This window comes from Arthrobacter sp. B3I4 (assembly GCF_030816855.1).
Classification (GTDB): Bacteria; Actinomycetota; Actinomycetes; order Actinomycetales; family Micrococcaceae; genus Arthrobacter.
This window is the reverse complement of sequence record NZ_JAUSYK010000001.1, coordinates 585022-599176: the sequence shown is the minus strand read 5'-3', so window position 1 is coordinate 599176 and position 14155 is coordinate 585022. Positions and strand designations below refer to the sequence as shown.

Annotated in this window: 13 protein-coding genes and 1 tRNA gene; 8 read left to right on the top strand and 6 right to left on the bottom strand. The window is 67.0% G+C overall.

Going from position 1 to position 14155, the window contains the following annotated elements; genetic code table 11:
• Positions 1-39 precede the first annotated feature (39 nt).
• Complete coding sequence (locus tag QFZ61_RS02845; RefSeq protein WP_307033125.1) at positions 40-1167, bottom strand: aromatic acid exporter family protein; 1128 nt, start codon at positions 1165-1167, stop codon at positions 40-42.
• Positions 1168-1426: 259 nt separating this feature from the next.
• Between QFZ61_RS02845 and pstS the strand changes: the two genes are divergently transcribed.
• The 4 genes from pstS (at position 1427) to pstB (ending at position 5606) form a co-directional block, all read left to right on the top strand.
• Entirely contained in the window at positions 1427-2545 is a 1119-nt protein-coding gene (gene pstS / locus QFZ61_RS02840; protein ID WP_307033123.1) for a phosphate ABC transporter substrate-binding protein PstS, read from the top strand.
• Between the two features lie 195 nt (positions 2546-2740).
• On the top strand, positions 2741-3673 hold the full coding sequence (gene pstC / locus QFZ61_RS02835; RefSeq protein ID WP_307033121.1) for a phosphate ABC transporter permease subunit PstC: 933 nt from the start codon (positions 2741-2743) through the stop codon (positions 3671-3673).
• Positions 3673-4782, top strand: a complete 1110-nt coding sequence (gene pstA / locus QFZ61_RS02830) for a phosphate ABC transporter permease PstA (protein ID WP_307033119.1) — start codon at positions 3673-3675, stop codon at positions 4780-4782. Before pstC ends, pstA begins: the two co-directional genes overlap by 1 nt.
• Before the next feature lie 44 nt (positions 4783-4826).
• Positions 4827-5606 (top strand): phosphate ABC transporter ATP-binding protein PstB, encoded by a 780-nt coding sequence (gene pstB, locus QFZ61_RS02825; RefSeq protein ID WP_307033117.1) that lies wholly within the window; start codon positions 4827-4829, stop codon positions 5604-5606.
• A gap of 27 nt (positions 5607-5633) precedes the next feature.
• On the opposite strand, the gene QFZ61_RS02820 is transcribed toward pstB, so the two are convergent.
• The 3 genes from QFZ61_RS02820 to QFZ61_RS02810 form a co-directional block, all read right to left on the bottom strand.
• Positions 5634-6650, bottom strand: a complete 1017-nt coding sequence (locus QFZ61_RS02820; protein ID WP_307033116.1) for an inorganic phosphate transporter — start codon at positions 6648-6650, stop codon at positions 5634-5636.
• 1 nt (position 6651) lies between these two features.
• A complete protein-coding gene (locus QFZ61_RS02815; protein ID WP_307033114.1) occupies positions 6652-7269 on the bottom strand; it encodes a DUF47 domain-containing protein in 618 nt (205 codons plus the stop codon).
• A gap of 352 nt (positions 7270-7621) precedes the next feature.
• Entirely contained in the window at positions 7622-8278 is a 657-nt protein-coding gene (locus QFZ61_RS02810) for a hypothetical protein (protein WP_307033112.1), read from the bottom strand.
• A 203-nt stretch (positions 8279-8481) separates the two neighbouring features.
• On the opposite strand from QFZ61_RS02810, the gene QFZ61_RS02805 reads away from it, so the two are divergent.
• From QFZ61_RS02805 to QFZ61_RS02790, 4 genes are all read left to right on the top strand, one after another.
• Positions 8482-8554 (top strand) — tRNA-Lys (locus QFZ61_RS02805).
• A gap of 165 nt (positions 8555-8719) precedes the next feature.
• On the top strand, positions 8720-9226 hold the full coding sequence (locus QFZ61_RS02800; protein WP_373427184.1) for a MarR family winged helix-turn-helix transcriptional regulator: 507 nt from the start codon (positions 8720-8722) through the stop codon (positions 9224-9226).
• A 143-nt stretch (positions 9227-9369) separates the two neighbouring features.
• Entirely contained in the window at positions 9370-9663 is a 294-nt protein-coding gene (locus QFZ61_RS02795; RefSeq protein WP_307033108.1) for a hypothetical protein, read from the top strand.
• Positions 9660-10574 (top strand): serine/threonine-protein kinase, encoded by a 915-nt coding sequence (locus QFZ61_RS02790; RefSeq protein WP_307033106.1) that lies wholly within the window; start codon positions 9660-9662, stop codon positions 10572-10574. Before QFZ61_RS02795 ends, QFZ61_RS02790 begins: the two co-directional genes overlap by 4 nt.
• A gap of 76 nt (positions 10575-10650) precedes the next feature.
• On the opposite strand, the gene QFZ61_RS02785 is transcribed toward QFZ61_RS02790, so the two are convergent.
• The gene (locus QFZ61_RS02785) at positions 10651-11637 is read right to left on the bottom strand and encodes an Ig-like domain-containing protein (protein ID WP_307033104.1); all 987 of its coding nucleotides are present in this window, start codon (positions 11635-11637) and stop codon (positions 10651-10653) included.
• Positions 11550-13916 carry an alpha-amylase family glycosyl hydrolase gene (locus QFZ61_RS02780; protein WP_373427118.1) on the bottom strand — a complete coding sequence of 789 codons (2367 nt, stop codon included), beginning with the start codon at positions 13914-13916 and terminating at the stop codon, positions 11550-11552. Before QFZ61_RS02780 ends, QFZ61_RS02785 begins: the two co-directional genes overlap by 88 nt.
• Positions 13917-14155: the final 239 nt, after the last annotated feature.

Below are 14155 nucleotides of genomic sequence, written 5' to 3'. Positions count from 1 at the left end.
ACGCGCCGAACTATCGTCCGGCGCGTCCCAGAGACCGCCCTACAGCGCGGGAAGGATGTCCCGGGCTTCGCGCGGGTCCACTCCGGCGGCTTCGAGCAGGTCCACCATGAGCGGGCGGAAGAGCATCACCACGGTTTCGCCTTCCAGCCGCTGCACGTCCAGCAGGCGCGGGTGCAGCCTGCCAGCCGTCTCGCTCAGCTCCACCCTGGCGGTGCGCAAATGGGCGCGCCGCACGCCGTCGTGCACCTCCGCCAGGCCCAGGCCCAGTTCGTCGATCGCGGCGGCAGTCTCCTGCAGGACCTCGGCAATGTTCTCGGTGGCCTCGTCGGAAAGCGCGGCGTGGTTGATCGCGCTGGTCAGCCGGCGCGCGAACACCCGGCTGTTACGCAGGGCCAAATCGATGAAGTCCAGCGACTGCGCCAGCTGGTCCAGCTCATCCCGGTAACGCCGGTACGCAGGGGCCAGCGCGGCGACCTCACCGGAAGAGCGCAGCGTCTGGCGCATCGCATCGACCAGCGGCTGGCAGTTCCGTCCCCGGATCAAGGCGTGCCACGCCTGGGTGGAGTCGCTGTCAGTCAGCGCCGAGGAGCACTCGCGCAGCACCTCAGCGAGCTCGTGCAGCAACTTCTTGACGTCGTTGCGGGGCTCCCGGCGTGGATCCTTGGGGATCAGGAACGTCACGAGCAGCGCAAACACACCGCCAACCACGGCGTCTATGCTGCGGGTAAAGGGCCCGCCGGCGGGCGCGGGCAGCAGCACCACCAGCAGCGACTGCAGGCCCAGCTGGGTGGTGAAAATTGTCCCGCTGTCCAGAAAGCGGGCCAGTAAAATCGAGAAAAGAAGCACGACGGCGGCCGTCCAGATTCCCGGTCCCAGCCAGTGCAGCAGCAGGTCGCCCACGGCAATGCCGATGGTGCAGCCCAGGCCCACTTCCACCACCCGGCGCAGCCGCGGTTCGCGGGAGAAGCCCAGGGCGATCAGGGAGGAGGTCGCGGCGAACAACGGCCCGGTGTGGCCCAGGACGTACTCGGCGAAAGCGTAGGCTCCAACGGCGCAGGCCGTCATCTGAATGGCCGGCACGATCGACTTGCGGCTCCGGACGAACCCGGTGCGGACCCTGCCGCGGAGGAATCGTGCGCTTGCGTCGAATCCAGTAGCGGCGGCCATGCCCACCAGTCTATTTGGTCCCCGCAGTGCAGTGGCCGGAGGCTGCGACCCTTACGACTGTGAGAAAGACAACGCAACAGCAAACCGTGGGATGTCAGGAGATGGCCGGGAGTCGTTAACCCGCCGTTCACCTTGGACCGCAATTCTCTTCATCTGGGGCGCTTAACTTCGACAGAGGTACAAACCGTACCCACCGTCTTTCTGTTCGGACGTCTCCGGTCCGGCACGCATCTGAATAACCCTGGAAGGGGTACATCTAGTGAAGGCATCACGCTTCGGCCGCAACGCGGCCATCGCTGTCATCGCAGCCGGCGCTCTCGCGCTCACCGCTTGCGGTTCCGACAACGCAACCGGCACTGCTGCGGGCAGCCAGACTGCCACGGGCCCGAAAGTCGCCGGCACGCTGACCGGCATCGGTTCCTCCGCGCAGGGCGCAGCCATGGACGTGTGGAAGACCAACTTCGCCTCCGCCAACCAGGGCGCCAACGTTCAGTACTCCCCGGACGGCTCCGGCGCGGGCCGCAAGGCGATCATCGACGGCTCGGCCCAGTTCGCCGGCTCCGACGCGTATCTGAAGGATGAGGAACTCGCCGCTTCCAAGGCCAAGTGCGGCCCCGACGGTGCGCTGAACATCCCGGTGTACATTTCCCCGATCGCCGTGGCCTTCAACCTCCCGGACCTCAAGGAGCTCAAGCTCGACGCGCCCACCGTCGCCAAGATCTTCCGCGGCGAGATCGCCAAGTGGAACGACCCGGCCATCGCGGCGCTGAACCCCGACGCCAAACTGCCGGACCTCAAGGTCACCCCGGTCAACCGCTCCGATGACTCGGGCACCACGCAGAACTTCACCGATTACCTGGCCGCCGCCGCGCCCGAGGCCTGGACCGACAAGGCCTCCGGCGTCTGGCCGGCGTCGCTGAAGGGCGAGAACGCCAAGGGAACCTCCGGTGTCGTCAAGACCGTCACGGACACCCCCGGCGCCGTCACCTACGCCGACGACTCCGCCGTCAGCGGCAAGCTGGGCATCGCCCAGATCAAGGTCGGCAACTCCTTCACCAAGATCTCCGCCGAGGCCGCCGCCAAGGCCGTCGACGCCGGCAAGCCGGTCGAGGGCCGCAGTGCGAACGACCTCTCCATCAAGCTGGACCGCAAAACCACGATCGAAGGCGCCTACCCGGTCGTTCTCGTCTCCTTCCACGTCGTGTGCAGCACCTATGACACCAAGGAAACCGCGGACCTGGTCAAGGCCTTCGAGAGCTACGTAGTCTCCGACGCCGGCCAGCAGGCCGCCGCCGAGGCTGCCAAGTCTGCGCCGCTGTCCAAGACCCTGCAGGACAAGGCGAAGAAGTCCATCGAATCCATCAAGGCCAAGTCCTAGGGATACGTTTTGCCGCCAGGCATAGTGGAAACACGAGCCTGGGCCAGGTTCCCTGTCGTGGAAAAGGCGGTCGCCGACCGTCCACCCGGGACAGGGAACCTAGGCGTTTATTCCAAGTACCCGTAGATTCACCGCCCGCCAGCCCCGTAGCGAGCCGCCGGCCGCCGGTGCAGATCGAAGTTGAAGGACCAGAAAGTGACCACCACCTCCCTGACCAAGTCCCGGGGCGCAGGCCCCGCCGGTGACAAGGTCTTTTCCGCAGCCACCTTGGCCGCCGGGTGCCTGATCCTTGCCGTGCTCTTCGGCGTGGCGCTCTTCCTTGTCATCCAGTCGGTTCCTGCCCTGGTCGCGTCTCCGGACAAGATCCAGGGAGGTGAGGGCTTCTTCGCCTACATCTGGCCGATTGTTATCGGCACGCTGATCGCCGCCGTGATCGCCCTGGTCATCGCGACGCCGGTCGCGATCGGCGTCGCCCTCTTCATCTCGCACTTCGCCCCCCGCGGCCTGGCGTCGGCCCTGGGCTATGTGATCGACCTGCTGGCCGCCATCCCGTCCGTGGTTTACGGCGCCTGGGGTGCCGCGTTCCTGGCCCAGGAAATATCCCCGGCCTACAACTGGCTGGCCGGCAACCTGGGCTGGCTGCCGATCTTCCAGGGCCCCGCCTCGGCGACCGGCAAGACCATCCTGACGGCCGGAATCGTGCTGGCGGTCATGGTGCTGCCGATCATCACCTCGCTCTCGCGCGAAATCTTCCTGCAGACCCCCAAGCTGCACGAGGAGGCCGCGCTCGCCCTCGGCGCCACCCGCTGGGAAATGATCCGGATGACCGTGCTGCCATTCGGCCGCCCGGGCATCATCAGCGCCGTGATGCTGGGCCTGGGCCGCGCCCTGGGCGAGACCATGGCCGTCGCGCTGGTGCTCTCCTCGGGCGCCCTCACCGCGAGCCTGATCCAGTCGGGCAACCAGACGATTGCAGCCGAAATCGCGTTGAACTTCCCCGAAGCCAGCGGACTGAAGGTCAGCACGCTGATCGCCGCCGGACTGGTGCTGTTCGTCATCACGTTGGGCGTGAACATGATTGCCCGGTGGATCATCACCCGGCACAAAGACTTCTCGGGAGCCAACTAATGACTACCACTTTGACCCCCGTGCGCAAGCGCTCGGCCCTGACCAAGGGGCAGCTGCCTAAGGCCGCGCCGTACATCGTTCTGGCCATTGCCCTGGTCGCGGGCGCGGCCATCCTGGCCCTGATCGGGTTCAATGCTGTGGGCTGGGGCTTCGTCTCGGCCGTCTTGTTCACTGCCGGACTGGTCGGCTGGAGTGCCGCGGTCGAAGGCTCCCGCAAGGCCAAAGACAAGCTGGCTACCTGCCTGGTTGTCGGGGCTTTCCTGATCTCCCTGCTGCCGTTGATCTCGGTGATCTGGACCGTGCTGGTCAAGGGCCTGCCGGGCCTGCTGGATCCCGGTTTCCTCAGCACGTCCATGAATGGCGTGACCGGGGCGTTCGATAACAAAACCGTCGAAGCCGGTGCCCCCGTGGTGGGCGGCATCTACCACGCGTTGGTGGGCACCGTGCAGATCACTTTGCTCGCCACCGTTATTTCCGTTCCGGTGGGCCTGCTCACCTCGATCTACCTCGTCGAGTACGGCGAGGACCGTCCGCTGGCCCGGGCCATCACGTTCTTTGTCGACGTGATGACCGGCATCCCCTCGATCGTGGCAGGCCTCTTCGCCGCGGCGTTCTTCTTCGCCGTGGTCGGCCCGGGCACCAAAACCGGTGCCGTCGCCGCCGTCGCCCTCTCCGTGCTGATGATCCCGGTGGTGGTCCGCTCCAGCGAGGAAATGCTCAAGATCGTGCCGAACGAACTCCGCGAAGCCGCCTACGCACTCGGGGTGCGCAAATGGCGCACCATCCTCAAGGTGGTCATCCCGACGGCGATTTCGGGCATCGCTTCCGGCGTCACGCTGGCCATCGCCCGTGTCATCGGTGAGACGGCGCCGATCCTGGTCACCGCCGGTTTTGCCACATCCATCAACAACAACGTCTTCGGCGGCTGGATGGCTTCGTTGCCGACGTTCATTTACACCCAGATCCTCAACCCGACCTCGCCGTCCAACCCCGGCCCCTCCGACCAGCGCGCGTGGGGCGCGGCCTTGGTCCTCATCATCCTGGTGATGCTGCTCAACCTGGGCGCCCGCCTGGTGGCGCGCATCTTCGCCCCAAAGGTCGGCCGCTAGGCCGCCGCCGCACCGGTAACCACCGCTCCAAGTGAAGGAACAGCATGTCTAAGCGCATCGACGTCAAAGACCTCAACGTCTACTACAGCAAATTCCTCGCTGTCGAGGACGTCAACATCACCATCGACGCCAAGTCCGTGACCGCCTTCATCGGTCCCTCAGGCTGCGGCAAATCCACCTTCCTGCGCACCTTGAACCGGATGCACGAAGTTATCCCCGGGGCCCGTGTGGAGGGTGAAGTGCTGCTCGACGGCGACAACCTGTACGGCCCCGGAGTAGACCCGGTGACGGTTCGCTCGCAGATCGGCATGGTCTTCCAGCGGCCCAACCCGTTCCCCACCATGTCCATCCGGGACAACGTGCTGGCCGGCGTGAAGTTGAACAACCAGAAGATCTCCAAGGGTGAGGCTGACTCGCTCGTGGAACGTTCACTGCGCGGCGCGAACCTCTGGAACGAGGTCAAGGACCGGCTGGCCAAGCCCGGCTCGGGACTGTCCGGCGGCCAGCAGCAGCGCTTGTGCATCGCCCGCGCCATCGCCGTCGAGCCGCAGGTGATCCTGATGGATGAGCCGTGCTCAGCGCTGGATCCCATCTCCACCCTCGCGATCGAGGACCTCATCAGCGAACTCAAGGACGACTACACCGTCGTCATCGTGACCCACAACATGCAGCAGGCCGCCCGGGTCTCGGACAAGACGGCGTTCTTCAACATCGCGGGCACCGGCAAGCCCGGGAAGCTGATTGAGTACGGCGACACGCACACCATCTTCAGCAACCCCACGGTGAAGGCCACCGAGGACTACGTCTCCGGCCGCTTCGGATAGGCCCGGCCCGCGCCCAGCCGATGGGTCCTAGAGCCCTGCGAGGGGGGACAAGGCGAGCTCCAGCACGAAGGCCGATGCGGCGGTGGCGACCGGCGTCAGTCCCCAGAAGGCCAGGATCCGCAGCACCAGACGGCGATTGGTGGCCGTGTAGCTTTGGTTGGCGCCCGCCCCCAGCGCGGCCGAGGTGACGGTGTGCGTAGTGGAGACCGGCCAGTGCAAGCCGATCGCGCCCACCAGCAGGATGGCGCTGCTGAACAACTGTGCGATGAACCCGCGGAGCGGGTCGACCCGGACCAGCCGGTACCCGATGGTGTAGGAAATCCGCCAGCCGCCGGCCAGCGTTCCCGCCGTCAGCATCCCGGCCGTCAGCAAAGCGACCCACACCGGGATGGAACCGCCGTCGGGCAACCCCGCTGCCACCATTGCCAGGATCAGCACCGCGCTGGTGCGCTGGCCGTCCTGCAGGCCGTGGCCGAAAGCGACGGCGCCGGCAGCGACCGCTTGCGCCCGCCGTGACCTGCTGTTCACGACGCTGGGCGGGGTGTAGCGGGCGGCCCAGGTGGCGGGCCAGACCAGCAGGTACGCTCCGGCAAAGGCGATGACCGGCGAGAGCAGCAGGGGCAGCACCACCTGGACCAGCAGTGATTGGTCCACGCCTGCCACCGGGTGGCCGCCCACAGCGACACTGGCGACGCCGGCGCCGGCCAGGCCGCCGACAAGGGCGTGCGTCGAGGAGGACGGGATGCCGCGCCACCAGGTGTAGATGCCCCACAGCACGGCGCTGAGCAATCCCGCGATCAGGATGGTGAGGCCGTTCCCGCCAGCAGGGAGAACCACCCAAGTCCGGCTGATTTCCATCGCCCACGCCGCGCTGAGGCCGGCGCCGACAAAATTAAACAGTCCGGCCAGGAGCACAGCGACGGTGGGGGTCAGCGACCGGGTACGGACCGCGAGGGCCACCGAGGACGAAGCGTCCCGGAAGCCGTTGAGAAACGCGAACGCCGCGGCGCAGACGACCACCAGGGCAAAGAAGAAGAGGGACACCTCAGGATTCCTTGACGATAATGCTGCCCACCTGGGTGGCGATCCGCCGCATGTCCTTGGTTACTTCCACGAGCTGGTCGGCGATGTCCCGGTTGCGGGCGTACTGGGCGGACTTCATCTCTTTGAGCATGTCCGCCACCCAGACCCGGTGGGTGCGCTCTGCGCGCTTGGTGAGCCGAAGGACCTCGATCCAGTAGTCCTCGAGCTCGTCCAGATTGTTCAGCTGGCGCATCGCCTCGACGGTGAGCTCGGCCTGCCGGCTGATAATTTCGAGCTGGTCGGCCGCACGTTTGGGCAGCCGCTCCAGCTTGTAGAGGAAGACCAGGTCAGCGGCGGCGTCCAGCTTCTCCATCGCCTCGTTGAGGTAGCGGGACAGCGCATACATGTCCTCGCGGGGCAGCGGGTTCAGGAAGCTGCTGCGCATGTGCGTCAGAAGCGCAAAATGCAGCTCCGCGGACTTGGCCTCGTGGTCGTGCATGTCCTCCACCAGCCGCGAGTGCTCGCTGGCGGGGGCGCCGAGTATTTCCGAAAGTGTTCCCGTGGCCAGGGTGATCTGCCGGGCCATCTGGGACAGCAGGTTCAGCCCTGCGGGCTCCTGGGGGAAAAGGCGCAGCTTCACGAGGGGTTACCGGTCTCCGGACGGGGCGTACTCTGGCGTTTGCCGGCCCTGGATCGTGAGAATGGCCCGCGCATGGGGATTACTTTACCGCCCGGACTTGGGTTGCAAGGAAGCGCGGCTGACGGCGGCCTGGGGCCACCATCCCTGTGCGCCCCGCCGCCTCCCGGCAGCGGACATGAAGATGGTGCCGAACCGGATACGCCTCTCGGCGGTAGGCCGCTCTAGGCGGCTAATTGTTGAAGCCCGGGGGTTTCGCGGTTCGGCACCGCTTTTAGTTTTCTACGCCGGGAGAACCAAGTCAACATTGACAGCCGGCCCCGGGAGTGCCTACCGGACCGGCGCGGCGGGACGCTCAGTCAAGCTCGCCCAGCCGCCAGGCATTCGCAGCGTGTTCCAGATCCTCGGCGGTTTTGACCAGCAGGTGGGAGTTCCGCGTGAGCCTGCTGGCGTGGCTGGCATTGCTGTGCTCCGCGCCGTCGGCGAGCGTCGCCTGGCCCAGCGCCACGACCCGGCAGAAGGCCGCCGACCGTTCAAGCGCGACGTCGAACTCGCCGTCGAACGCGCCGGAGAGGATGGCGTCCGCCATTGACGTCATTTCCTCGGCGCCCGGCGGTTCAGCGGCGCCGGCGACGACGTGGGAAACCTGGGCGGTGTCCTTGCCTGCCCGGAAGTAGACCGACATCCGCTCCGGATCCCGGACCGTCGCGGCACGGAGGGCGTAGAGCCGCCACAGAGCGCCAGGGAGGGATCGGGCGGGGCTTTCGGCCCACATTTCCGCGATCGCGTCGAGCCCTTGTTCGTCGGCAAGTTTGACCAGGCGCCGGGTCACCGTGGGATCATCGCTGTCCCTGCCGCGGCGGACGAGCGCCTGCGCCGCGAGGTGGGCCGCCTCCGATACCCGGGCGGGATCCGCGCCGCCAGCGAACGGCTCGAAGTCGACCGGCGCAAAAGGTTTCGGCTTGTGGTGGCGGTGTGCTCCCGGGCTGCTGGCTCCTGCTTGCTCGCTCATGCCACCACGCTACTCCTGTGCATTCCCGGAATCGAGCGCAGCACCAATGCCGGAAGGGCGCTTGCAGCGGCGCCGACGACGGCGCGTCAGCCCGGGTGAATAAGGGCAGGCCATCTCTGGGGTACAGTGTTAAACGTCCAGAAATGGACTGGGCCGGCTTGCCCTTTTGCGGAGGAGATTCTCCGTGCCGAAGCAGCCGGCGGGGGCCTTTAGCTCAGTTGGTAGAGCATCGGACTTTTAATCCGTGGGTCGTGGGTTCGAGCCCCACAGGGCCCACTCTTTTAGCGAAGAGTGGAAAACCCCCGGCATCCTGGCAACAGGGCGCCGGGGGTTTTTTTGCGTGCCGCAGTCGCCGCTCCGGCCCTGGCCGGGAGAGTCGGCTTAGCAATTCCAGAAGTACGGTGATCTAGTATTCAGGCGGGCTAGGATTGCCGAGTGAACTTGGACAGCGCCACAGGCTCAGGGTACTGGTACGGGCCTGACGGACCCCTGGGCACTCCGACTGCAGTGCTGCACGCCTTGCGGGACTACCGGAGCGCGGAGGTCGCAACGCGGCGGTCCACCCGGGACTCCATGGGGATGGGGGAGACCGATCTGCTGGCCCTGCGCTACCTGCTCCGCGCCCAGGCCTCGGGGGAGCGGGTGGGACCCAAGGACCTGAGCCGGATCCTGGGGATCACCACGGCCTCCACCACTTCGTTGATTGACCGGCTCGTCGGCAGCGGGCACGTCCGCCGGGAACCGCACCCTACCGACCGGCGATCCCTGGTGATTGTTCCCACCGCCGTTACCGACGCCGAAGTCCGGGCCACCCTGGGTGCCATGCACGGCAGGATGCTCTCGGTGGCGGAGCAGCTCAGCGCTGAAGAAAGCCGGATCATCGTGGGCTTCCTGCGCCGGATGGCCGAAGCCCTGGAGCAGCGCCCCGAGGACCATCCGCAGCCCTGAGACGCCCCGGTTTCGTGCCGGATCAGCCCCGGGGCGCGGGTCTCGCCCGTCCCCGATAGCTGCCGGAAATCGAAACTAGCTAGTTGGCCTAGTGATATGTATGCTTACTACTTGTCCCAGACAATCGTATGCATGGAGGAGCAATGGCCCAGTTGTTGACGACGACCGGAACCCCGGGAGCCGGCGTCGTTCCGCGTGCCGCGCCTCTGCCTGCCGCCGACCCCGGAGCCCCCGGCCGGCCGCTGAACCCGCCCAGCCAGGCGCCGAGCCATTGCGGGCTGCCCATGGAGTGGACCGCCCCCGCGCAAAACGCGGTCTTCGCCTACTCGTTCGACGCCGGCCGCAGTGCAGAACTGCCGCCCGTCTGGCGCTGTGGTTGCGGGTTCCAGCTCGACGGCATCGTGCATACCTCCAACGCCCTGGCAGCGCTTTCGTGAGCGCCGCGCCGGTGATCGCCCTGGCGGAGGGTCCCGCTGCCGCCACGGCTTCCGGCCTTGATGCCAAAATCCTCGCGCTGCAGGACGCCCCGGAGGGCCGGTTCTTGGTGCACGGACTTCTCGGGCGGGGCGGGACAGCTACCGTTTTCCGGGGCACCGACCTCACCAACGACCGTCCGGTGGCCATCAAGGTCGCCGAAGGGCCGGCCGAGAAGCATGCCAGCCGGATCCATGCCGAAGCCCGCGTGCTCGCTTCCCTGGACCATCCCGCCGTCGTCGGCTTCATCGCGGCCGGTACGGTTCCGGGCGGTGACCAGTGGGCCGGCCGGCCGTTCCTCGTGGAGGAGTTTGCGTTCGGCGGAAGCCTTGCCGAACGGATCCGCGGCGGTGCTTGCCCACCGGAGGAAGTGGCGGGCTGGGCTGCCGCCGCACTGTCCGGCCTCGAGCATGTCCACTCGCGCGGCCTGGTCCACCGCGACATTAAGCCGGCAAACATCCTGCTCAGTTCGCTTCGGCGCTGCTCGGTGCGAATCGCGGACTTCGGCATCAGCACCCCGGCCGGTGCCAACCCGGAAACCGGGGAGTCGTCCGGTACGGTGCACTACATGAGCCCGGAGCAGGCAGAGGGACGGCCGCTCCACACAGCCACTGACATATACGCGCTCGGTCTGGTGCTCCTGGAGTGCCTGACCGGGTCGAAGGCCTACCCCGGAACTCCGGTGGAGTCGCTAGTGGCCCGCACCCTGCGGGGACCGGTGATCCCGGAGCGCCTCGGTGCCCGCTGGGTGTCCCTGCTGACGGCCATGACGGCGATGGATCCCGCCGCTCGGCCCTCGGCGGCGGCAGCCCGGAAGCTCGCCGCCAAGCTCGCTCCGGCGAGGACCAGCCCTCCACTGCGCCTGGTCAGCTAAGCCTGCCTTATTTCCGAACGTTCGGCAGAAGGCCGGCGTGCCCCCATGCGGGCATGCCGGCCTTCTGCTGTCAGTGCTAACCGGCGCTGATCACGTGCGTGAAGTGGTCGTACCGGAAGGTCACCGGCCCGCCCCCGTGCACCAGGCTGATGTTGCCACCGCCCGCAGCTCCGCCCGCGCCGTAGTTCTCGGCCCAGGAACGATTGAGCGCGGCCTTGAAGGAGTAACTGCCGGCCGGCAGGTCGGGGACCGTCAGCTTCCAGACCAGGTCCGCCGGGTCCAGGATGAGCTGTGCCTGCTGGCAGTCCGGCATCCAGTCGCCCGCACAGCCGAGTTCCGAGTCAAGGTCCCCGGCCGCCGCAACAGCGGCCGGTTGCTGGGACGGGTAGACCGGGCTCATCACATGGGTGCTGTGGTCGTAGCGGAAGGTCACGGCGCCGCCGGGGTGGTTCAGTACGATGTTGCTCCCGTTGGCCCCGCCTCCGGCGCCGTAGTTCTCGTCCCAGGTGCCGTTGATCGCGGCTTTGAACTCGTAGCTGCCGGCTGGCAGCTCGGGGACGGTCAGCCGCCAGGCTTTGTCAGCCGGGTCGAGCTTCAGGAAGGCCGCGGCGCAGCCCGGCTGCCAGTCCCCGGGGCAGCCGAGTTCCGAATCGAGGCTGCCGGCTATGGTCACAGAGTCCGGCTGCGGAAGGTCCCCAGCGACCACCGTGCGGATCCCGCTGACGACCTCTCCGGCGCCTGGTACAGGCATCAGGGCGCGGTAGCGCAGTTGAGCGCCCTCCGGCAGGGACAAGGCGGCCAGGTCATCGACCGCGGTGTAGGCAGGGGAGGAGCTGTCCTCGCCGAACTTCGTCCAGTCTCCGCCGTTGATGCTGCGCTCGAACCGGACCACGTAGTCGGCTTTGTCCGGGCTGGCGACGGCGCTGACCTCGACCTTGCCGTTGACGCTGCTGCCTTCCTTGGGATTGACGATGCTCAGCACCGGGGCGGGGACGGTCCCGCTGCGCGGCTGGCTGGCCGAGGTGTGCGCGCCGTTGTCCAGAACGACGGCGCGGTACTCCACGGGGGTGCCGGCCTGCAGGCCGGAGACGTCGTGGAAGACCTGGTACGGTGCCGTGTCGTCCGTGCCGATTGAGGCCCACGGGCCGCCTGCAGTGCGGGCCTGGAAGGTGACCTCGGCTGGCTGGCCGAGGTGTGCGCGCCGTTGTCCAGAACGACGGCGCGGTACTCCACGGGGGTGCCGGCCTGCAGGCCGGAGACGTCGTGGAAGACCTGGTACGGTGCCGTGTCGTCCGTGCCGATTGAGGCCCACGGGCCGCCTGCAGTGCGGGCCTGGAAGGTGACCTCATAGAAGGAAGTGCCGGCGACGTCGGCCGCCACCCGGATGCGGCTGTTGTCCGCGGCCGAGACTGCCGGCTGCTGCAGCGTCACGGCGGGCGCGGCCTTGGAGTGCGGGATCCTCCCGGAGGACTCATAGACCACGGCGGACAGCGGCGGCACCGTCACCGCCAGGGTTCCGTCCGCCGCGGTCTTGACCTCCGCGGCAGCGTCGCCGTAGATCCGGCTGTAGGTCCGCTTGCCCACATAAGTTGGGACGGCGGCCGTCTGCGCCTGGGCGCTGTTATTGATGGACACCACGTACTCACGCTGGTCTTTGGCATCGGTGCGCGAGAAGGCGTAGATGCCGGGACCGTCGGAGGCGTAGCGGTTCTGGTGGGCACCGTTGCGCAGCGCAGGGTGCTCCGCGGTCAGGGCGGCCAGGGCGCTGATGTCGCGGTAGAGCCGGTGCGCCGTGTTGAAGTTGTCGGCCGCGTGGGTGGCGGTGGTGCCGAGAAGGTCGTCGTCCAGGTAGTCCGGGACCTTGCTGGCAAACATCGTCTGGCGTGCGTCCTGGTCTCCGCCGGGCCCGGTGAAGCCCTGTTCGTCGCCGTAGTAGACCACCGGGTTGCCGCGGGAGAAGTACATCAGCTCGTGGGCTAGCCGGTCCCGGGCGACGCGTTCGGCGTCGTCGGCGTCCGGGTTGTCCGCGGTGATGAAGCTGCCGATCCGGCCCATGTCGTGGTTGCCGAGGAAGGTGGGCAGTTCGTACACGTTTGAATCGGCGTCGGTGTACCAGTCATCGGCGGCGAAGAAGGATTCGAGATTTTTGGCACCCTGGCCGCGGGAGGCGAAGTTGCGCGCGGCCTCTTGGAACGGGAAGTCCAGCACGGCCTGCATCTTGTTGCGGGTGGTGAACTGGGAGGTGAAGCTCCGGGACGTGTCGAAGACCTCGCCGAACATGAAGAACTCGTCCTTGCCGTGCTCCTTGGCGTAGGTCAGCACCCGGGGCCCGAACTGTTGCCAGAACTCGTCGTTGACGTGCTTCATGGTGTCGATCCGGAAACCGTCCACGCCCAAGTCCCCGATCCACTTCTCGTAGATGTCGACCATGCCGTTGACCACGGTGGGATGTTCGGTGAAAAGGTCGTCCAGGCCGAAAAAGTCCCCGTACGAGGAGTTCTCGCCCTCAAAGGTCGTGTCGCCGCGGTTGTGGTAGAGCGTGGGGTCGTTGAGCCAGGCCGGGACTTTCAGGTTCTCCTCGCCCGGCGCCAGCTTGGGCGTGTACGGGAACGAGGTGGCCGGATCCAGCGCCGGGAAAGTCCCGGTGCCGGCGTAGTCGCGGTCATCGAACGGTTCCCCGGCGGCAGAGCGGTAGGGCGCGGCATCCTTGGACTTGTAGGCGGTGCGGTCGCCCTGCTCGTAGCCGATGACGTCGGCGGTGTGGTTGGTGATGATGTCGAAGTAGACCTTCATGCCGCGAGCGTGAGCCTCGTCGATGAGCGTCTTCAGCTCGGCGTTGGTGCCCAGGTGGGGATCGATCTGGGTGAAGTCGGTGACCCAGTAGCCGTGGTAGCCGGCTGAGCCGTCCTCCGGCTGGACGGCCTTGTTCTTAAAGCTTGGCGTCAGCCAGATCGAGGTGGTGCCCAGGCCCTGGATGTAATCGATCTTGTCCCGAAGGCCCTTGAGGTCGCCGCCGTTATAGAAGCCCTTTTTCGTCGGATCAAAGCCCGAAACCAGGGGATCCGAGCCGAGGCCGCCGTCGTCGTTGGCGGTGCTGCCGTTGCTGAAGCGGTCCGCCATCACGAAGTAGAACCGCTCATCGGTGACCGGTCCGCGCAGGGAGTGCGCAGCAGGCGGGGTGCCAGGATCCGGGGCCGGCGGGACCGCGTGGGCGGGGACAAGGCCGACGGCGGCGGCGGCCAGGGCTGCTGTGAGGGCCGTGCCCACACGTGCGGCGCTGGAAAGCCGGCTGCGTAGACGCGGGCGTCGCCGCCCGGGCAGGCTGAAGCTGCTAATGGACACGATGAAAACCTTCCGGGTAAGCGACGTTGCCTCGACGAAGGGGGCTGCGGGAGACCGACTACTGAGAGTCAGGTCACACTGTAAGCGCTTGCACCGGAAACTTCCAGCCGATCTCCCAGGGGACGGGACTAGCGGCGGTTTGCCCCGCCGGCTCGGAAGTTTACTCGAGAGTCCCGCCCTCGTGGCCCCCCTTTGGCTAGCATGGGTTTTCCAGACCAACGGCGGAAAGGGCGTGACTT